The following is a 19,012-nucleotide window of genomic DNA, read 5'->3' on the forward strand; positions in this document are numbered from 1 at the left end:
ACGGAGAGAGGCACCACCACCATGTCCAGGATGCCCCGCAGAACGCTCCTGAAGGCCGCAGCGGCGGCCGGCGCGGCCGCACAGCTCAGCTGGTCCCTCGGCACCACTTCCGCATCCGCCGCTCAGAGCGCGGATCAGGCCGCCGCACCGGTGGACCTGACCTGGCTGGAGTCCGGCGGCCTCGGAGCCGCCCCCGGTTCCACGCTCGGCGTGCCCTGGCCCAAGGGGCAGTACGCCAAGGACCAGACCTTCGCGCTGACCACCGAGGACGGCAAGGACGTCCCCGTCCAGACCTGGCCGATCGGCTACTGGCCGGACGGCTCGCTCAAGTGGACCGCGCACGCCGTCGGCCCCGAGGTCACCGCCAAGAAGTACTCCCTCACCGCCGGCGCCCCCGCGGCCCCGTCCAAGAAGGTCACCGCCGTGCGCAGCGGCGGCACCATCACGGTCTCCACCGGGGTGATCACGGCCCGGCTCGGCACCAACGGCTCCGCCCTCGTCAAGAGCGTCACCCGGGGCTCCACCGAGATCGCGCGGAACGGCCGCCTCGTCCTCGTACGCCAGGGAGAGATCGAGGACGGCGACCAGGGCAGCGAGAAGTTCGAGCGCTTCGAGAGCGTCGTCGAGGAGGCCGTGGTCGAACAGGACGGTCCCGTACGGGCCGTCGTGCGCATCGACGGCAAGCACCGCAAGGGCTCGCGCTCCTGGATGCCCTTCTCCGTGCGCTTCTACTTCTACGCCGGCGCCGAATCCTTCCGGATGGTGCACACCATCACCTACGACGGCACCGTGGAGCCCGGCAAGGCCTCGGGCGACTTCGTCCGGGGCCTCGGGGTCCGCTTCGGCGTGCCGATGCGCGACGCCGCCTACGACCGTCACATCCGCATCGGCGGCGAGGGGACCGGGCTCCTGCGCGAGGCCGTACAGGGCATCACCGGACTGCGCCGCGACCCGGGGGCGGCCGTACGCGAGGCGCAGTTCGCCGGCCGGAAGCTCCCCGACCCCGCCACCTGGGACCAGCGGGTCACCAGTCGGCTCCAGTACATCCCCGAATGGGGCGACTACACCCTCTCCCAGCTCTCCGCCGACGGCTTCGGCCTGCGCAAGCGCACCAAGAAGGGGCACGGCTGGATCGGGGCGGGCGGCGGCAGGAGGGCCTCCGGATTCGGCTACGTCGGCGGCCCCAGCGGGGGATTCTCCTTCGGCCTGCGGGACTTCTGGGAGAAGCACCCCGCCCAGCTCGACATCCGTGACGCGCACACCGACGAGGCCGAGGTCACCCTCTGGCTCTGGTCGCCCGAGGCCCAGCCCATGGACCTGCGCTTCTACCACGACGGCATGGGACAGGACACCTACCCCGAGCAGGTCGAAGGCCTCAACATCACCTACGAGGACTACGAACCCGGTTTCGGCACCCCGTACGGCATCGCCAGGACCAGCGAACTCCTCTTCTGGGCCAACGAATCCACCCCGGCCCCCGAGAAGCTCGCCCAGCAGGTCGACGCCGTACGCACACCGCCCCAGCTCGCCGCCCCGCCCAAGCAGCTCGTCGAGGCGAAGGTCTTCGGCGGTCTCTTCGCCGAACCCGACCGCTCCACCGCCGCCAAGTCGAAGATCGAGGACCACCTGGACTTCCTCTTCACGTACTACAAGGACCAGGTGGAGATGCGCCGTTGGTACGGCTTCTGGGACTACGGCGACATCATGCACACCTACGACCCCACCCGCCACCAGTGGTGCTACGACGTCGGCGGCTACGCCTGGGACAACTCCGAGCTCTCGCCCGACCTCTGGCTCTGGTACGCCTACATGCGCTCCGGCCGGGCGGACATCTACCGCTTCGCCGAGGCCATGACCCGGCACACCGGCGAGGTGGACGTCTACCACCTCGGCAAATGGGCCGGCCTGGGCACCCGTCACGGCGTCCAGCACTACGCCGACAGCGCCAAGCAGCAGCGCATCGCCAACACCACCTACCGCCGCATGTTCTACTTCCTCACCGCGGACGAGCGGGTCGGCGACCTCATGCACGCCAACGTCGACTCCGACGAGACCTTCCTGGCCCTCGACCCCATCCGCAAGATCCGCACCGAGCCGTACACCCCGGACCGCCACGCCCTGTCCATCGGCTTCGGCACCGACTGGAGCGGGCTCGTCTCCGCCTGGCTCACCGAGTGGGAGCGGCGCGGGCCCAAGTGGGAGAAGGCAAGGGACCGCGTCCTGTCCACCATGGAGACCATCGCCGCCCAGCCCAACGGCTTCGTCCAGGGCACCGGCCTCTACGACCTCGACACCGGGAAGTTCGCGATAGCCGAGAAGCCCGCGGTCGGCGTCTCGCACCTGTCGGCCATGTTCGGACTGGTCGAACTCAACGCCGAACTCATCGACATGATCGACATGCCGGCGTTCGAGGCCGCCTGGATCGACTACTGCCGCTACTTCAACGCCACCAAGGCCGAACAGACCGCCCGCTACGGCAGCAACTTCGGCACCCTCCTGCTGTTCCAGGGCCACTCACGGCAGGACGCCTACGCCGCTGTACGGACCGGCGACGTCACCCTGGCGACCCGGGCGTGGAAGCAGTTCTACAGCAGCGCCGACGCCTGGGACTACAAGGAGAGCACCGACTGGAGCACCAAGAAGGTCGAGGGCCCGACCGGTCCGGTCCCGGGGAGTGAGGCGTCCTGGGTCAGCACCAACACGACGGCCCTGTACGGCCTGGCGGCCATCCAGAACCTCGCGCTGGTCGGCGACAAGATGCCCTAACGCATCCGGCCGAAGCTCTCCCGCACCCGGCGCGCGTCGCGCAGCCGCTGTTCGTACGTCGCACCGACGGCGAGCAGCAGCAGCCCGGCGAGCGCCGGGGGAGCCCAGCGCGGGAGCGCGTCGAAGACCTGGACCACATGCGGTGCCAGCTCGTGCAGCCCGTCCAGCGCGAGGACCGCACCACCGATCACCAGGGGCGCCCGCAGCCGCAGGCGGGCGCCCGCCAGGGTGACGGCCAGCGCCGCGATCCCCAGCAGCAGAGGCCGCAGCCAGTGCGGATCGCCCCAGGCCACGAGAAGGCTCGGCACCATCGTCATGGACAGGGCCGGACCGTAGGCCACCCACGAGGAGGCGGACGGATCCCTGCGCAGACGCAGATGTCCCACCACGAACGCGGCCACCGAGACCGGCAGCGTGTAGGCCTCAGGATCCGTCACCCCCGAGGCCGCGAGCCGCACCCAGGCCGCCGCCAGGAACAGCGCCGCCGCCGGGTATCCCGCCGCCCGGCGGCGCTCCGGCCGCAGCGCCGAAGCGGCGGCCAGCACTCCGCACAGGGCCAGGACCAGGGAGAGGAACGGCGCGTCGGCCACCGCGAGCAGCACGGCCACCAGAGCGGCGAACGCCCCCGTGAGCTCCACCGCGACCGCCACGGCGGGCACCCGCGACCGCGCCCCCAGCAGCACCGTCGCCGCGGTCACCACCAGCACCAGCGGGGCCGTGTGCGGGGCGCTCCAGCCCAGCGAGGCCCCGGCGGCCACGGCGATCACCGTGGCGCACAGGACCGAGCCGCAGACGAGCAGCGACCGTACCGTGGTCACCCCCGACCGGGCGGCGGCACCGCCGGACAGCACCGCCAGGGTCCCGAAGACCGCGTACGTCGCGGGCTCGGCGGCCAGGCCGAGCACCCCCACGCTCGCCGCCCCGGCGAGCGCGCAGACCAGCCCGGTCACCGCGAGAGCGTCGCCGCCCCGCCGTACGGAGGCCGCCAGCAGCGCCGCCACCAGCAGCAGTTCGGCACCCACCGCCACCGCGTACGGCGCGTCGGTCACCGCGAGCAGGGCGGGTACCGCGCCCCAGCCCAGGACCGTGGCCACGGACCCCGCCACCGCACGTCCGCTCCCCTCCGCGAGGGTGCGCGGCCATCTGACGTACACCACGGCGGTCAGGCCGGCCGCCACCGCCAGCACGACGGGCTCGGAGGCCGAGGCCGACCAGGGCAGCGCGATCCCCAGGGCCTCGCGCAGAGCCTCCGGAGCGCCTGACCACACGCCCGCCGACAGGGAGACCGGGCCCAGCAGCGCCGCCGCCGCCACCGGCGCCGCCCACAGCACCGCGGCCCCCACCACGGCGGCCGAGGCCGCCAGTAGGCCCCGGCTCACCGGCCGGGGGACCCGGAGCCGCAGCACGGCCGACAGCCCCGCACCGCAGAGCAGATACACGACGACCGCCCAGCTCCACGGCAGGGCCGCCGCCGGCACACCGCCCACCGAGGCCACCGCCGCCAGACCCGCCACCACGCCCCCGAACACAGCAGCTTCCGTGCGTGCCCGCCACGCCCCGGCCAGCGCCAGCGCCCCGCCGGCCAGCAGCAGGGCCCCGGGGCCCACGGCCCCGAGCGCGTCACGCGCCGACACGGACAGCCCGAGCCCGAGACCCAGGGCGGTCAGTCCCGTCAGCACCGCCCCGGCGCACGCGGTGACCCGCACCGCGAGCCCCCGGCCCCACAGCGCCACCGCCACATCCGCCGCCGCCGTCACCAGGAGCGCCCAGCCGAAGCCCGCCACCGGCGCCTCGACGGCCCACGCCGCGAACACCAGCGGGAACTGCCCCGCCACCACGGCCGAGGGCAGCGGGACCCGCAGCCGGCCCAGCGAGAGGCCGTACGCGGTCCAGATCACCACCAGCACCGCGGCGGCCACCGCCGAGAACGCGAAGCCGTCCGTGCCGGGCGCCGCCACCGCGTGCAGGGCGACCGCGTCCAGCACCGTCAGCACCAGGGCGAGCGCGGCCACCGCCTCCGCAGTCGAGGGAAGCCGGCGGCCGAGGAGCGGAGCGGGCACCACCAGAGCGCCGGCCGTCACCACAGCGAGCACAGCCGAACGGCCCGCGATGCCCATCTCGCCCCAGCTGAACAGGGTGAACGCGATCGCCGCCACCGTGAGCAGCAGCCCGCCGAGGACCAGCAGCACGTTCTGCGTGCCGTGCGCCGGTGCCGCCGGCGCGAACGGCCGGGTGGAGGGCGCCGGGGCGAACGGCCGGGCGGGCGGCGGAGGAGGCGGCACGACCGGCGTACGCAGCACGCCGAGCAGCCAGGCGCGGCGGTCGAGCAGCTGGACGCGGCGCGCGTCGAGCCAGGCCAGTTCACGGTCGAGGAGGGCCAATTCCTCTGCGGGCGGCGGCACATGTTCCATGAACGGGAGTGTGGCGGGGACCACACCGGCGTACATGCGTTCTCCTACTCAGTTCCGTGTCTGAGTAGCGATCCGGTGTCGCGGACGCTCGAAGCGGAGACGAGCGGTGACCTCGACGGCTGGGCGCGCTGGACCGTCGTCCCCCACCGGGGCGGCAGCCGGGTGGTCCAGGAGCAGGAGGCCGTCGTACGCAAGGCGCTGCTGCGCAGGCTCGCCGTGCCCGGGCGGCTCGTCTTCCGGGCCGACCACGCGCTGATGATGCGGGCCGGACGCCGCGGACCGAGGGCGTGGCTCGAAGCGGTTTGAACGCAGACCGCCGAGCCCTGTATGGTTCAACCCGTTCCCGGGCGATTAGCTCAGTGGGAGAGCGCTTCGTTCACACCGAAGAGGTCACTGGTTCGAAACCAGTATCGCCCACCCGGGGAGAGCCGGTCCGTCAGCATCACCGACGGACCGGCTCTCGCGTACCCGGACCGGATCAGGCCGCCGCGGGAAGCTCCGGGCGCAGCGGCCAGGCCGGGTCGACCACCTCCGGCGTGCCGCTCTTCTCGAACCACGCCTGCAGCCCACGCGCCTGCGCCGCGTGCCACACCGCCTGGAGCGAGTGCACCTCGGCCGGCGACAGCCGCTCCAGCCGGGCGGAGAACCGCCGCCCCACCGCGCGCACCAGCTCCAGGGACGCCGCCGCGTCCGCCGCCGCGTCGTGCGCGCCGTCCAGCGTCACCCCGTACAGCTCGCACAGGTCCGTCAGCGTGCGGCGGCCCTTGCGATAGCGGTCCAGGTGCTTGTCCAGGACTCGCGGGTCCAGCACGCACAGCGGTTTGTTCCGCAGATACCCCGCCAGCGACGACGCCCGGTGCCGCCTCAGCTCCCGGTCCAGCAGCGTCAGATCGAACGGAGCGTTCATCACGACCAGCGGCCGTCCGGTCGCGCACTGCTCCGCCAGCGCCCGGGCTATCTCCTCGACCACGGGAGCGGGCCAGCGGCCGTTGCGCTGCAGATGGTCGTCGGTCAGACCGTGGATCTCGGTGGCGCCCGGCGGCACCGGAATCCCCGGATTGACCAGCCAGCGGGTGACGCGGAGCCGCCCGCCCGCCGCGTCCTGGAGGACGAGAGCGGCCGAAACGATCCGGTCCTCCTCGACGTCCACGCCTGTCGTCTCGGTGTCAAAAGCCGCCAGCGGCCCCTCGAACCAATGCATCATCCCCGAACTCCTCGCGCCTGCACGGCAGATGACGGGATTCCTCTGCCCGGTTCGGTGATACCCGCACCCTATGCCTGATACGCCGTTTACGGGCCCTCTCCTGCGGTGACAACACAAGGGACGGGCACGGAAGTTGACCAGCCCGGCAGCGGAGACCGGGCAACCGGTCGGCACAGCCCGGAAGGCACGGAGCCATGGCGCTCGCGCAGCCGAACCCAGGGAGTCCCGCCCGCACCGAGGACCACGGGGGAAAGCCGCCGTCGCAGCGGAACGCACCACCGCTGCGCGGCACTCTCGCCACCACCGCCTGCATGGAGACCCTCCAGGTGGGCTACCTCCACGCCGTGGCAGCGGCGGCGGGTTGCTCGCTCTCGCAGCCCTTTCCCGACAACGGCATCGACTGGCACGTCAGCCACGGCGCCCCCGACCACACCGTCGACGACGAAGTGACCATCAAGGTGCAGCTCAAGTGCACCTACCAGATCCCCGCGCACCCGCCCGGCTCCGCGTTCTCCTTCACCCTCGACAACGCCCATCTGGTGAAGCTGGCCCGGACCCCGGTCTCGGTGCACAAGATCCTGGTCGTGATGCTCGTGCCCCGCAGCCAGGACGACTGGCTGCGGGCCGGACACGACCGGCTCGACCTGCGGCACTGCTGTTACTGGACGAACCTGGCCGGCCACCCGGTGACGGGCCGGTACCGGACCACCGTGCGGATCCCGACCTCGCGGATCTTCGACGACCGCGCGCTCTGCGACATCATGGCCCGGGTCGGGGCGGGAGGGAGACCCTGATGCACCGCTCGACCGAGGAGCCCACCGGAGCAACGGTCCCGGCGGGACCACGCGCCCATCCGTACGCCGGGGAACCCGGACCCGGCCAGGTCCCGGACCCCGCACGCGTCGATCCCGCCGTCCTCGCCGCACTGCTGCGCAGGCACGGCTGGCACCGGCGCGGAGGCGCCCCGGGGAGGTACAGCCGCTGGGTCCCGCCCGGCCCCGCCGCCACCGGCACCAGCCTGCTCGTGCCGGACACCACCGCCTTCCCCGACAGCGAGGACCTGCTCGCCGAGGCCCTCACCGCCCTCGCCCGCAGCGCGGCTCCCTCCGCCCGCGACATCCTCGTCGCGCTCACCGTGCCGAGCGACGAGATCCGTTGGTGGCGCCACCTTCCCGAGGAGACCGCCGGCGCGGCCGACTGGACCGGCACGGACCAGCTGCGCACCGCGGCCCGGCAGATCCTCCTGGCCGGGGCCCTCGCCGTCCGGGGCCGGGCGGGCTACCACGGCGCCCGGCACAGCAGGAAGGCCCGTGCGGCGCTCGACGGGACACTCGTCGGGCCGGTGTCCTCGGGCCGCGGCCTCACCGCGTTCGTCCCCGTCGCCGAGGGACGGCCCGTCGCCGTACAGCTCTACGCGGCGCTCAACGCCACCCGCGAGGCGGTCGACTACCAGCGTGCCACCGGCGGCACGGAGGCCTTCGACGCCGCCGTGGCCGCAGGAGTCAGCAGAGAGCTCACCGAGGCGGTCGTCGCCCTGGTCCGGGGCTCCGAGGGCGCCAGGATCACCCTGGCCTGGGCCCCCGCCGCGGGCACCCCCGAAGGCTGTCCCGCGCGCCCCGAGCCCGTGGAGTTCTCACCGGGAGACCTGCCCGCCCTGCGTCTCGCCGGGGTGCGCTACCTCCAGGACGAGCCGGCCGTGCCGGTACGGATCACCGGGGCCGTCGTCCGGCTGCGCCGTTCCGCGCCACGCGGCCCCGGCGTCGTACGGCTGCGGGTGCTGGCGGGGGCGGAGGTCGCGCACGTACGGATCGAGCTCGACGAGGAGGCCTACCGGATAGCGGGCCACGCCCACCTGGTCGGGCTGCCGCTGCGGGTGGAGGGGAGACTGGAGAACCGCGGCGGCTTCCGGCGGCTCACCGGCGCCTCCCAGGTCGCCCCCGTCCAGGTGGACGAGGCGGAGCGTGACCGGCTGATGAAGTCGCTCCAGGAGAACGTCGACTTCTTCGAGGAGGCGTGCACGGGGGACGAGGAGTAGGCGGCCCGGTATCCCTTTCGCGTCGAGGCCCCCCGGCTCGGTACGATTCCTCTTGCGCGCGCAGGAGGAAAGCGCCGCACCCCCTCAGTCAGGAGAGACCGGTGTCAGACGTCCGTGTGATCATCCAACGCGATTCCGAGCGGGAAGAGCACGTGGTGACGACGGGCACGACGGCCGCCGAGCTCTTCCCCGGGCAGCGCACCGTCGTCGCCGCGCGGGTGGAGGGTGAGCTGCGGGACCTCGCGTACGAGCTCAGGGACGGCGAGGTCGTCGAGCCCGTCGAGATCTCCTCCGAGGACGGCCTCAACATCCTGCGCCACTCCACCGCGCACGTCATGGCGCAGGCGGTGCAGGAGCTCTTCCCCGAGGCCAAGCTGGGCATCGGCCCGCCGGTCAAGGACGGCTTCTACTACGACTTCGACGTCGAGAAGCCGTTCACGCCCGAGGATCTCAAGGCCATCGAGAAGAAGATGCAGGAGATCCAGAAGCGGGGCCAGAAGTTCTCCCGCCGCGTCGTCACCGACGAGGCCGCCCGCGAGGAGCTCGCCGACGAGCCGTACAAGCTGGAGCTCATCGGCATCAAGGGCTCCGCGTCCACGGACGACGGCGCGGACGTCGAGGTGGGCGGCGGCGAGCTGACCATCTACGACAACCTCGACGCCAAGACCGGCGACCTGTGCTGGAAGGACCTCTGCCGGGGTCCGCACCTGCCCACCACCCGCTTCATCCCGGCGTTCAAGCTGATGCGGAACGCCGCGGCGTACTGGCGGGGCAGCGAGAAGAACCCGATGCTCCAGCGCATCTACGGCACCGCGTGGCCCACCAAGGACGAGCTCAAGGCGCACCTGGAGTTCCTGGAGGAGGCCGCCAAGCGCGACCACCGCCGCCTGGGCAACGAGCTGGACCTCTTCTCCTTCCCCGACGAGATCGGCCCCGGTCTCGCCGTCTTCCACCCCAAGGGCGGCATCATCCGCCGGGCCATGGAGGACTACTCGCGGCGCCGCCACGAGGAGGAGGGCTACGAGTTCGTCTACAGCCCGCACGCCACCAAGGGCAAGCTCTTCGAGAAGTCCGGCCACCTGGACTGGTACGCCGACGGCATGTACCCGCCCATGCAGCTCGACGACGGGGTGGACTACTACCTCAAGCCGATGAACTGCCCGATGCACAACCTGATCTTCGACGCGCGCGGCCGGTCCTACCGCGAACTGCCGCTGCGCCTGTTCGAGTTCGGCACGGTGTACCGGTACGAGAAGTCGGGTGTGGTCCACGGGCTGACCCGCTCGCGCGGCTTCACCCAGGACGACGCGCACATCTACTGCACCAAGGAGCAGATGGCGGAGGAGCTCGACCGGACGCTCACCTTCGTCCTGAACCTGCTCCGTGACTACGGCCTGACCGACTTCTACCTGGAGCTCTCCACCAAGGACCCGGAGAAGTTCGTCGGCTCGGACGAGGTCTGGGAGGAGGCCACCGAGACGCTGCGTCAGGTCGCGGAGAAGCAGGGCCTCCCGCTCGTCCCGGACCCGGGCGGCGCCGCCTTCTACGGGCCGAAGATCTCGGTCCAGTGCAAGGACGCCATCGGCCGGACCTGGCAGATGTCGACCGTGCAGCTCGACTTCAACCTGCCGGAGCGCTTCGACCTGGAGTACACCGGCCCGGACGGTTCCAAGCAGCGCCCGGTCATGATCCACCGCGCCCTGTTCGGTTCCATCGAGCGCTTCTTCGCGGTGCTTCTGGAGCACTACGCGGGCGCCTTCCCGGTCTGGCTGGCCCCGGTCCAGGCGGTCGGCATCCCGATCGGCGACACGCACATCCCGTACCTCCAGGAGTTCGCCGCCGAGGCGCGCAAGAAGGGGCTGCGGGTCGAGGTGGACGCCTCCTCCGACCGGATGCAGAAGAAGATCAGGAACCACCAGAAGGCCAAGGTGCCGTTCATGGTCATCGTCGGCGACGACGACATGAACGCCGGCACGGTGTCCTTCCGCCACCGCGACGGCTCGCAGGAGAACGGCATCCCGCGCGACGAGGCGATCGCCAAGCTCCTCGACGTGGTGGAGCGCCGCGTACAGGTCTGACCCACGGCCGAGGAGAGGCCCCCGGAGAGCTACGCGCTCCCCGGGGGCCTCTTCTTCTCGTCCTCCCGCTTGAACACCTCCACGAGCCACGAGGAGAACGACCCCGTCACGGCCCCCAGCAGCGCCAGACCGCAGGCCATCAGGAACGCCGCGATCACCCGGCCCGTCACCGTCACCGGCACGGCGTCGCCGTATCCCACCGTCGTGAGCGTCGCGCACGCCCACCACACCGAGTCGCCGAACGTACGGATCGAGGCGCCCGGGGCCCCCCTCTCCTGGTAGTACACCGCGAGCGCCGCGGAGAAGCCCAGCAGCGTCGCGGTCAGGCCCGCGTAGGTCATCACCCGTGCGTAGAGGCTCAGCCTCGGCCGGTCGGTGCGCTTCTGGACCGCTGTGTAGACCTTGACCATGCGCAGTGGGCGCAGCAGCGGCAGGAGCAGGACCACGGTGTCCAGCCAGTGGACATGGACGAAGCGCCTGCCGAGGCCGCTGAGCCGGAGCCGCACGACGTAGTCCACCGCGAAGAGCAGCCAGGTCGCGGCGACCAGGGCGAGGGCGATGTCGCGCCAGGGCTGGGCGCCGACGGGGGCGAGGACGCGGACCGCGTAACCGGCGAGGAAGACCAGTGCCGCGACGAAGAGCGGCACTTCGGTTCGCTGCTCCCATTCCTTGAGCCGGTCGGGTACGGGGGCCGGGGTGCGGTCGCTCATGGCGTCAGCATCGCGGTGCGTTGAAGGGGACCGCCCCGGCGACACGCGCCGCGGGAGTGACGCAATATGCTGGCCGGCATGACGAGTGAGCCGGAGCAGCAGTTCGGAGTGGGGACGCCCGACGCGTTCCAGCGCCTGTGGACGCCCCACCGGATGGCCTACATCCAGGGGGAGAGCAAGCCGAGCGGCCCGGGAGCCGGGGACGGCTGTCCGTTCTGCGAGATTCCGTCGAAGTCGGACGAGGACGGGCTGATCATCGCGCGCGGTGAGAAGGTCTACGCGGTGCTGAACCTGTACCCGTACAACGGCGGGCACCTGATGGTGGTGCCCTACCGCCACGTGGCCGACTACACGCAGCTGGACGGCGCCGAGACGGCCGAGCTGGCCGACTTCACCAAGCGGGCCATGGTCGCGCTGCGGGCCGCCTCGGGGGCACACGGCTTCAACATCGGGATGAACCAGGGTGCCGAGGCGGGTGCCGGCATCGCCGCCCACCTCCACCAGCACGTGGTGCCCCGCTGGGGCGGGGACACCAACTTCATGCCGGTCGTCGGTCACACCAAGGTGCTCCCGCAGCTGCTGGGCGACACCCGGACGATGCTGGCCGGTGTCTGGCCGGCCGGGCTGCCGTCCGTCTGACCGGCCGGCAGCTGCCCCCGGCGGCGATCACGCGTCGTAGACGTCGGCCTTGCGCGGTGCGGGGTCCTGGACCAGGCCGCTGAGGATCATGGAGCGGTTGTCGAAGCGCTCGGTGTCGACTCCGTGCTCCTTGAGGACCCGCATCGTCGCCGCGTGGACGACACGCAGGACCGGGGTGGCCGTCCTCATGGCGTCGTCGGCCATGAAGCGGTGACCCCACGGCTTGGCCGCCCAGGCGTGACGCAGCCCGAACGGCTCGGGCAGCACGATCTTGCCGCCCAGGTAGTCGAGCAGCGGCGGGTACCAGGTGAAGGGGGCGCGCAGCGCGAGCCTGACGACCTCGCCGGCCGTGACGAGGGGCAGGGAGATCTTGCGGGTCTCCCAGAACCTGACCGCCTTCTTGACCGTCTTGGTCGGTGCCTCGGGCTTGGTGAGGAACAGACCGTGGACGGGGCCCAGCGCGTGCCCGGTGACCTCGATCCGCAGGGTCTCGTGGAGCACGGTGACGCTGATCAGCATCGTGATCACCAGCTGGCCCTCCCAGAGGGTGAACTGGACACCTAGGTAGTGCCGGTCGCCGCTGCCGAACTGCTGGTGGTTGCAGATGCGCTGTATCTCGTGCGGCTTCACCTGGAAGGTGGCGACGTCCTCGCCCTGGGGCCGCGAGACCGAGTCCGCGTTCTCACCGACGGGGGAAACGATCCAGTGCTTGACCGACGGTGTGGGGAACCCGCCGGTGTTCAGAGGGCCGCGCTCCAGCAGCTTCAGCTGGTCGTGGACCGCGCGCACGACGTCCCAGCTGCGGAACTGGTGGATCTCCCTGGTGGGGTCCTCCGGGGTGAGCTCCTCGGCGAGCTGCCAGCTGCCCCAGCGGGTGCCCATGCCGAGGATGCCCTTGGGGCCCGCGTAGAAGACGGAGTTGGACTGCTGCTCGGCCGAGAGCTTCTCCAGGCCCTGGCGCAGCGCCTCACGTGCGGTCTCGTTGGGATTCTTCGGCACGGCCTCGGGGATCTTCGCGCTGACCCCGGCGCCGGTCAGGAGCCCTTCCCAGCGGGCCCGCAGGTCTCTGGTCGAGGTCTCGGCGATCCGTTTGGCGAGCAGCCAGCCGATCAGCGGCGCGACGGCGGCGGCCCGCAGGTAGAGAGCCAGGAAGCCGGTGAGCGGCATGGTGATCAGGAAGAACGCGGCGGCTCCGCCGAGCACCACGAGCAGTACACCGCCCAGAGCCTGGAAGAACTTGTCCTTGGACTTGGCGAGGAAGTCCCGCAGCCGGAAGGCGAGGACCCACATGACCAGGCCGGGCAGGAACAGGAAGCCGCAGACGGCGGTGATCAGGGTCAGCTTGGTGTCGCGTGCCTTGCGCAGCCGGGAGGCGGACAGGCAGTGCTCGACGACCGTCTGGGGGTCGGTGCCGAAGGACTGGATGAGCGCGGCGCGGTCGCCGCCGAGCATCCGCTCCTGGACGGCCCGGGAGAAGGCCTCGCCCAGATTCGGCTTGAAGTAGTCGGACTTGAACAGCGTGGACGAGCCCGGTTTCACCTCGGACTTGTGCCACTCGCTGTTGGCCTTGAGGATCTCCGTCACGTCGCTGTCGCGGTATGCCGCGGAGGCGAGGGCGTTGGTCGCCACCGCCTGTCCGCCCGCACCCTGGAGCGGGATCTGCGCTCCGGGAGAGAAATCGAATCCGTCGTTGGCCACTGTCGCCCCCACTCGCCCGCACGGCCTGCTCCTGCGGCTTTTCCCAACTACCGTACGTCGCACACCTTCTGAGCTGGGACCACAGCGTATCGTCCGGGCCCGCCGCCCGTCCTCACGACGCGGCCGGGGGTGGGCGGGAGGCGCCATATCCGGTCAGCTAGCCGGCATTTGCGGTGGTTTCCTGTGTTTCGCGGATGCGGTCGGCCAGATGCGGCGGCATGGGTTCGTGCCGGGCGTACGCCCGGTCGAACCGGCCCGTGCCGTGCGTCAGGGAGCGGAGGTCCACGGTGTACCTGCCGATCTCGATCTCCGGGACCTCGGCGCGGACGAGTGTGCGTTCCCCGGTCGCCTGTTCCGTGCCGGCGAGCCGGCCGCGCCGGCCCGCGAGATCGCTCATGACGGCTCCCACGTAGTCGTCGGGAACCAGGACGGACACCTCGGCGACGGGTTCGAGGAGCTGGACACGGGTGCCCGCCGCGGCCTCGCGCAGCGCCAGCGCGCCCGCCGTCTGGAAGGCGGCGTCGGAGGAGTCCACCGAGTGCGACTTCCCGTCGAGCAGGGTCACGCGTACGTCGACGAGCGGGTGCCCGGCCGCGAGCCCGCGGGCCGCCTGGGCGCGTACGCCCTTCTCCACCGAGGCGATGAACTGGCGCGGTACGGAGCCGCCGACCACCTTGTCGACGAACTCGATGCCGGCCCCGGGCGGCAGCGGCTCCACCTCGATCTCGCAGACGGCGTACTGACCGTGGCCCCCGGACTGCTTGACGTGCCGGCCGCGCCCCACGGTCCGCGAGGCGAGGGTCTCGCGCAGCGGGACACGATGGGGCTCGGCGTCGACCTGGACGCCGTACCTGGTGCGCAGCCGTTCGAGCGCGACCTCCGTGTGGGCCTCGCCCATGCACCACAGGACGACCTGGTGGGTGTCCGGGTTCTGTTCGAGGCGCATGGTGGGGTCCTCGGCGACCAGGCGTGCCAGGCCCTGGGACAGCTTGTCCTCGTCGGCCTTGCTGTGGGCGCGCACCGCCTGCGGCAGTAGCGGGTCGGGCATGCTCCAGGGCTCGATCAGCAGGGGTTCCCCCGCGCCCGTGAGGGTGTCTCCGGTCTCCGCCACGCCCAGCTTGGAGACACAGGCCAGGTCTCCGGCGATGCAGCTGTCCAGGGGCCGCTGCTGTGCGCCGAAGGGCGCCGAGAGGGCCCCGACGCGTACGTCGGCCTCGTGGCTCGGGCCCGTCCCGCCCCCGGGTTCGGTGAGGCCGTGGCCGCACACGTGCACGGTCTCGTCCGGGCGCAGCGTCCCCGAGAAGACGCGTACCAGGGAGACTCTGCCCACATAGGGGTCGGAGGACGTCTTCACGACCTCGGCGACCAGCGGCCCCCCGGGATCACAGGCCGGGGCCGGCCGTGGCGCGCCGTCGGGGGCCGTGAGGGCGGGGAGGGTCCGCTCCAGGGGGGAGGGGAACCCGGCGCTGATCAGGTCCAGGAGCTCCACGGTGCCGACGCCCTGGCCCGCCCCGTCGGCCGCCGGGGCCGCGGTGAGCACGGGGTGGAAGGAACCGCGCGCCACCGCGCGTTCGAGGTCACCCATGAGGGCCGGCACGTCGAGCTCCTCGCCGGCGAGGTAGCGGTCCATCAGCGTCTCGTCCTCACTCTCGGCGATGATCCCCTCGATGAGCCGGTCGCGGGCCTCCTGGAGCGGCCCCTCCTGGTCGCCCGAGGGCGGCAGCCGGTGCCGTTCCCCCGAGGAGTAGTCGAAGATCTCCCGGGTGAGGAGCCCGGTCAGCCCGGTGAGCCGGGCGTGTCCGTCAGGGCCCTCGGGGCCCTGTACCGGCAGGTGCAGGGGCAGCACGGCGTCCGGGTCGTCGTGCCCGAAGATCCGGCCGCAGACCCGGGTCATCTCCTCGAAGGACGTCCGCGCGGTGTCGAGGTGCGTGACGACGATCGCCCGCGGCATCCCGACCGCAGCGCACTCCTCCCAGACCGCACGGGTGGTCCCGGCCACGGCATCGGCCTCCTGAGCGGCCGACACGACGAAGAGGGCCGCGTCCGCCGCGCGCAGACCGGCCCTGAGCTCCCCGACGAAGTCCGCGTAGCCGGGGGTGTCCAGAAGGTTGATCTTGTGACCGTCCCATGCGACGGGGACCAGCGAGAGCTGTACGGAGCGCCGGCGGCGCTGTTCGATCTCGTCGTGGTCCGAGACGGTCGCGCCGTCCTCGACCCGTCCGGCCCGGTTGAGCGCCCCGGCCGTCAGGGCGAGTGCCTCGACCAGGGTGGTCTTGCCCGAGCCGCTGTGGCCGACCAGCACCACGTTCCGTACGGAAGCGGGCCCGTCGGCCGTCGTCGCCCTGCCGGCGGCCCCGGTGTGTGTATGAGTCCTGTCGCCCATGATGCGTGCCTCCCGATCGGTGGCAGTGCCGCGAGAACTGGGGAGTGGATGCACGGGCGGAGACGAGCCGTGGCGGCGGCTCTGCGACGCCCGCGGTCTTCCGAGCTTTTCACCCGTGCCCGGACCCGTCCATACGTCGCACCCGCCGGCGCGTGACTTCCGGGACATCCGGCGGGACGGGGTGCCCGGCCGCTGCGCGGCACGGCTCGTGACTACGATGGGCCAGCCGGTGGCCGAAGGGGCCGCGCGGCGCCCACCGAACCTCGGGAAGGCCATGCTGAACAAGTACGCGCGTGCATTTTTTACGCGTGTCCTCACACCGTTCGCCGCTCTGCTGCTCCGTCTCGGGGTCAGCCCCGACGCGGTCACTCTCGTCGGCACGGCCGGAGTGATGGCAGGTGCGCTGGTCTTCTTCCCGATGGGGGAGTTCTTCTGGGGCACGATCGTGATCACGGTCTTCGTCTTCTCGGACCTCGTCGACGGCAACATGGCCCGTCAGGCGGGCATCTCCAGCCGGTGGGGCGCGTTCCTGGACTCGACGCTCGACCGGGTGGCGGACGGGGCGATCTTCGCCGGGTTCGCGCTCTGGTACGCCGGCAGCGGTGACGACAACGTGCTGTGCGCGGTCGCGATCTTCTGCCTGGCCAGCGGTCAGGTCGTCTCGTACACCAAGGCGCGGGGCGAGTCGATCGGTCTGCCCGTCGCGGTGAACGGCCTGGTGGAGCGCGCCGAGCGGCTGGTGATCTCACTGGTCGCCGCCGGTCTCGCGGGTCTGCACGGCTTCGGCGTACCCGGCATCCAGGTCCTGCTGCCCATCGCGCTGTGGATCGTCGCCGCGGGCAGCCTGGTGACGCTGATCCAGCGGGTGGTGACCGTGCGGCGGGAGTCGGCCGAGGCCGACGCCGCCGCGGCTCTCGCCCCGGGCGGGAGCGAGTCCGCACAGTGAGCGGCACCCGGACGGACCTGAAGGAACGCCTCACCGACGGGCTCTACGGCCTCGGCTGGGGCGCCGTCAAGAAGCTCCCCGAGCCTGCGGCGGCAGCGCTCTTCCGTACCCTCGCCGACCAGGTGTGGAAGCGGCGCGGCAGGTCCGTGCTGCGCCTGGAGTCGAACCTCGCCCGGGTGGTGCCCGACGCGGACGCCGCCCGGCTCGCCGAGCTCTCGAAGGCCGGTATGCGCTCGTACATGCGCTACTGGATGGAGTCCTTCCGGCTGCCCACCTGGAGCCCGGAGCGGATCAAGGCGTCCATCGACGTACGCGACGTCCACCGGCTCACGGAGGGCCTGGACGCCGGTCAGGGGGTCGTCCTCGCGCTGCCGCACCTCGGGAACTGGGACCTGGCGGGCGCGTGGGTCACCACGGACCTCAAGGTGCCGTTCACGACGGTCGCCGAGCGGCTGAAGCCGGAGACCCTCTACGACCGCTTCGTGGCCTACCGCCAGGGCCTCGGCATGGAGGTCCTGCCGCACAGCGGCGGGGCCGCGTTCGGGACCCTGGCGCGACGGCTGCGCGCGGGCGGGCTGGTCTGCCTCGTCGCCGACCGCGACCTGTCGGCCTCCGGCGTCGAGGTGGACTTCTTCGGCGACACCGCGCGGATGCCCGCAGGCCCGGCGCTGCTGGCCCAGCAGACCGGCGCCCTGCTGCTGCCCGTCACCCTCTGGTACGACGGCACCCCCGTCATGGGGGCGCGGGTCCATCCGCCGGTCCCCGTACCCGAGACAGGTACGCGCGCCGAGAAGACGTCCTCCATGACACAGGCGCTGGCCGACGCCTTCGCCACCGGGATCGCCGAGCATCCGGAGGACTGGCACATGCTTCAGCGGCTCTGGCTCGCCGATCTGGACCCCCGGGGGGAAACCCCGTGAAGATCGGCATCGTCTGCCCGTACTCCTGGGACGTGCCGGGCGGCGTCCAGTTCCACATCCGCGACCTCGCCGAGCACCTCATCCGCCTCGGCCACGACGTCTCGGTGCTCGCGCCCGCCGACGACGAGACGCCCCTGCCGCCGTACGTCGTGTCCGCGGGCCGGGCCGTGCCCGTGCCCTACAACGGCTCGGTCGCCCGCCTGAACTTCGGTTTCCTCTCCGCCGCGCGCGTCCGCCGCTGGCTGAACGACGGCACCTTCGACGTCATCCACATCCACGAGCCCACCTCGCCCTCGCTGGGTCTGCTCGCCTGCTGGGCCGCTCAGGGGCCGATCGTCGCCACGTTCCACACGTCCAATCCGCGCTCCCGGGCCATGATCGCGGCGTATCCGATCCTCCAGCCCGCGCTGGAGAAGATCAGCGCGCGCATCGCGGTCAGCGAGTACGCGCGGCGGACCCTGGTCGAACACCTGGGCGGGGACGCCGTCGTCATCCCCAACGGCGTCGACGTGGACTTCTTCGCCCGTGCGGAGCCGAAGGCCGAATGGCAGGGCGGCACGCTCGGTTTCATAGGGCGCATCGACGAACCGCGCAAGGGGCTGCCCGTCCTGATGAGGGCGCTCCCCGCGATCCTCGCCGCCCGCCCGGAGACCCGGCTGCTCGTCGCGGGGCGCGGCGACGAGGAGGAGGCCGTCGCCTCGCTGCCCCGGGAGATGCGTGCGCGCGTCGAGTTCCTCGGCATGGTGAGCGACGAGGACAAGGCACGGCTGCTGCGCAGCGTCGACGTGTACGTCGCGCCGAACACCGGCGGCGAGAGCTTCGGCATCATCCTGGTCGAGGCGCTCTCGGCGAGCGCGGCGGTGCTCGCCAGCGACCTGGACGCGTTCGCGCAGGTGCTCGACCAGGGTTCCGCCGGCGACCTGTTCGCCAACGAGGACGCGGACGCGCTGGCGAAGGCAGCGATCCGGCTGCTCGGCGACGCGGACCGGCGCGCCGGGCTGCGGGAGCGGGGCAGCGCGCACGTGCGCCGTTTCGACTGGACGACGGTCGGCGCCGACATCCTGGCGGTGTACGAGACGGTGACGGACGGGGCGGCAGCCGTGGACACCGACGAACGGACCGGACTGCGCGCCCGCTTCGGCCTCGCCAGGGACTGAACCGGCCAGGGCGCCGCCTCCGCGCCCTCCCGGCGGACCCGGCCGGGTGGCACCGACGGTAGCCT

At 71.9% G+C, this 19,012-nt stretch carries 13 protein-coding genes, 1 tRNA gene and 1 pseudogene; 10 read left to right on the plus strand and 5 right to left on the minus strand.

All coding sequences use genetic code 11. The annotated features are described in order from the left end of the window. The first annotated feature begins 21 nt into the window (after positions 1-21). Positions 22-2,766, plus strand: coding sequence for an exo-rhamnogalacturonan lyase family protein (locus ACFY8O_RS22945; protein ID WP_387905169.1), 2,745 nt, complete (start codon positions 22-24; stop codon positions 2,764-2,766). Here the strand turns inward: ACFY8O_RS22945 and ACFY8O_RS22950 are convergent. Continuing rightward, positions 2,763-5,177 (minus strand): SCO7613 C-terminal domain-containing membrane protein, encoded by a 2,415-nt coding sequence (locus ACFY8O_RS22950; protein ID WP_387905171.1) that lies wholly within the window; start codon positions 5,175-5,177, stop codon positions 2,763-2,765. The two genes, ACFY8O_RS22945 and ACFY8O_RS22950, sit on opposite strands and share 4 nt — an antisense overlap. 69 nt (positions 5,178-5,246) lie before the next feature. On the opposite strand from ACFY8O_RS22950, the pseudogene ACFY8O_RS22955 reads away from it, so the two are divergent. Next, positions 5,247-5,483 (plus strand): annotated as a pseudogene (locus tag ACFY8O_RS22955) (SRPBCC family protein); the annotation flags it as partial. A gap of 39 nt (positions 5,484-5,522) precedes the next feature. Continuing rightward, positions 5,523-5,594 (plus strand) — tRNA-Val (locus ACFY8O_RS22960). A 61-nt stretch (positions 5,595-5,655) separates the two neighbouring features. On the opposite strand, the gene ACFY8O_RS22965 is transcribed toward ACFY8O_RS22960, so the two are convergent. Further along, positions 5,656-6,381, minus strand: a complete 726-nt coding sequence (locus tag ACFY8O_RS22965; RefSeq protein WP_145806261.1) for a 3'-5' exonuclease — start codon at positions 6,379-6,381, stop codon at positions 5,656-5,658. Positions 6,382-6,575: 194 nt separating this feature from the next. Here ACFY8O_RS22965 and ACFY8O_RS22970 point away from each other — a divergent pair, with 194 nt between their 5' ends. From ACFY8O_RS22970 to thrS, 3 genes are all read left to right on the plus strand, one after another. Beyond that, positions 6,576-7,175: a DUF4365 domain-containing protein gene (locus tag ACFY8O_RS22970; protein ID WP_387905174.1), complete on the plus strand. Its 600-nt coding sequence runs from the start codon at positions 6,576-6,578 to the stop codon at positions 7,173-7,175. Then, entirely contained in the window at positions 7,175-8,416 is a 1,242-nt protein-coding gene (locus ACFY8O_RS22975; RefSeq protein WP_387905177.1) for a hypothetical protein, read from the plus strand. Before ACFY8O_RS22970 ends, ACFY8O_RS22975 begins: the two co-directional genes overlap by 1 nt. A 101-nt stretch (positions 8,417-8,517) precedes the next feature. After that, the gene (gene thrS / locus ACFY8O_RS22980) at positions 8,518-10,494 is read left to right on the plus strand and encodes a threonine--tRNA ligase (RefSeq protein WP_387905180.1); all 1,977 of its coding nucleotides are present in this window, start codon (positions 8,518-8,520) and stop codon (positions 10,492-10,494) included. Between the two features lie 29 nt (positions 10,495-10,523). Here thrS and ACFY8O_RS22985 read toward each other — a convergent pair whose 3' ends face one another. Beyond that, positions 10,524-11,204, minus strand: a complete 681-nt coding sequence (locus tag ACFY8O_RS22985) for a potassium channel family protein (protein WP_145806258.1) — start codon at positions 11,202-11,204, stop codon at positions 10,524-10,526. 66 nt (positions 11,205-11,270) lie between these two features. Here ACFY8O_RS22985 and ACFY8O_RS22990 point away from each other — a divergent pair, with 66 nt between their 5' ends. Next, entirely contained in the window at positions 11,271-11,843 is a 573-nt protein-coding gene (locus ACFY8O_RS22990; protein WP_145806257.1) for an HIT family protein, read from the plus strand. A 27-nt stretch (positions 11,844-11,870) separates the two neighbouring features. On the opposite strand, the gene ACFY8O_RS22995 is transcribed toward ACFY8O_RS22990, so the two are convergent. Together ACFY8O_RS22995 and ACFY8O_RS23000 are read right to left on the minus strand one after the other, a co-directional pair. After that, positions 11,871-13,541 carry a hypothetical protein gene (locus ACFY8O_RS22995; protein WP_145806256.1) on the minus strand — a complete coding sequence of 557 codons (1,671 nt, stop codon included), beginning with the start codon at positions 13,539-13,541 and terminating at the stop codon, positions 11,871-11,873. Between the two features lie 157 nt (positions 13,542-13,698). Continuing rightward, entirely contained in the window at positions 13,699-15,924 is a 2,226-nt protein-coding gene (locus ACFY8O_RS23000) for an elongation factor G-like protein EF-G2 (RefSeq protein ID WP_387905182.1), read from the minus strand. Positions 15,925-16,198: 274 nt separating this feature from the next. On the opposite strand from ACFY8O_RS23000, the gene pgsA reads away from it, so the two are divergent. From pgsA to ACFY8O_RS23015, 3 genes are read left to right on the plus strand one after another with little or no spacing between them, the layout of a single operon-like run. Next, positions 16,199-16,870 carry a phosphatidylinositol phosphate synthase gene (gene pgsA, locus ACFY8O_RS23005; protein WP_145806855.1) on the plus strand — a complete coding sequence of 224 codons (672 nt, stop codon included), beginning with the start codon at positions 16,199-16,201 and terminating at the stop codon, positions 16,868-16,870. Next, positions 16,867-17,790: a phosphatidylinositol mannoside acyltransferase gene (locus tag ACFY8O_RS23010; RefSeq protein ID WP_145806253.1), complete on the plus strand. Its 924-nt coding sequence runs from the start codon at positions 16,867-16,869 to the stop codon at positions 17,788-17,790. The genes pgsA and ACFY8O_RS23010 overlap by 4 nt, the downstream gene beginning before the upstream one ends. Beyond that, positions 17,787-18,947: a glycosyltransferase family 4 protein gene (locus ACFY8O_RS23015; RefSeq protein ID WP_387905185.1), complete on the plus strand. Its 1,161-nt coding sequence runs from the start codon at positions 17,787-17,789 to the stop codon at positions 18,945-18,947. Before ACFY8O_RS23010 ends, ACFY8O_RS23015 begins: the two co-directional genes overlap by 4 nt. The last annotated feature ends 65 nt before the right edge of the window (positions 18,948-19,012 follow it).

It is taken from the genome of Streptomyces argenteolus, assembly GCF_042902585.1.
GTDB classification, from domain to species: Bacteria; Actinomycetota; Actinomycetes; order Streptomycetales; family Streptomycetaceae; genus Streptomyces; species Streptomyces argenteolus.

Bases quoted from the DNA above. Each gene is read 5' to 3' on its own strand.
- ACFY8O_RS22985 (WP_145806258.1), bottom strand. From the start codon at position 11,204: ATGAGCGACCGCACCCCGGCCCCCGTACCCGACCGGCTCAAGGAATGG.
- ACFY8O_RS23000 (WP_387905182.1), bottom strand. From the start codon at position 15,924: ATGGGCGACAGGACTCATACACACACCGGGGCCGCCGGCAGGGCGACG.
- ACFY8O_RS22950 (WP_387905171.1), bottom strand. From the start codon at position 5,177: ATGGAACATGTGCCGCCGCCCGCAGAGGAATTGGCCCTCCTCGACCGT.
- ACFY8O_RS22990 (WP_145806257.1), top strand. From the start codon at position 11,271: ATGCTGGCCGGCATGACGAGTGAGCCGGAGCAGCAGTTCGGAGTGGGG.
- ACFY8O_RS22970 (WP_387905174.1), top strand. From the start codon at position 6,576: ATGGCGCTCGCGCAGCCGAACCCAGGGAGTCCCGCCCGCACCGAGGAC.
- ACFY8O_RS22945 (WP_387905169.1), top strand. From the start codon at position 22: ATGTCCAGGATGCCCCGCAGAACGCTCCTGAAGGCCGCAGCGGCGGCC.
- ACFY8O_RS22975 (WP_387905177.1), top strand. From the start codon at position 7,175: ATGCACCGCTCGACCGAGGAGCCCACCGGAGCAACGGTCCCGGCGGGA.
- ACFY8O_RS22965 (WP_145806261.1), bottom strand. From the start codon at position 6,381: ATGATGCATTGGTTCGAGGGGCCGCTGGCGGCTTTTGACACCGAGACG.
- pgsA (WP_145806855.1), top strand. From the start codon at position 16,199: ATGCTGAACAAGTACGCGCGTGCATTTTTTACGCGTGTCCTCACACCG.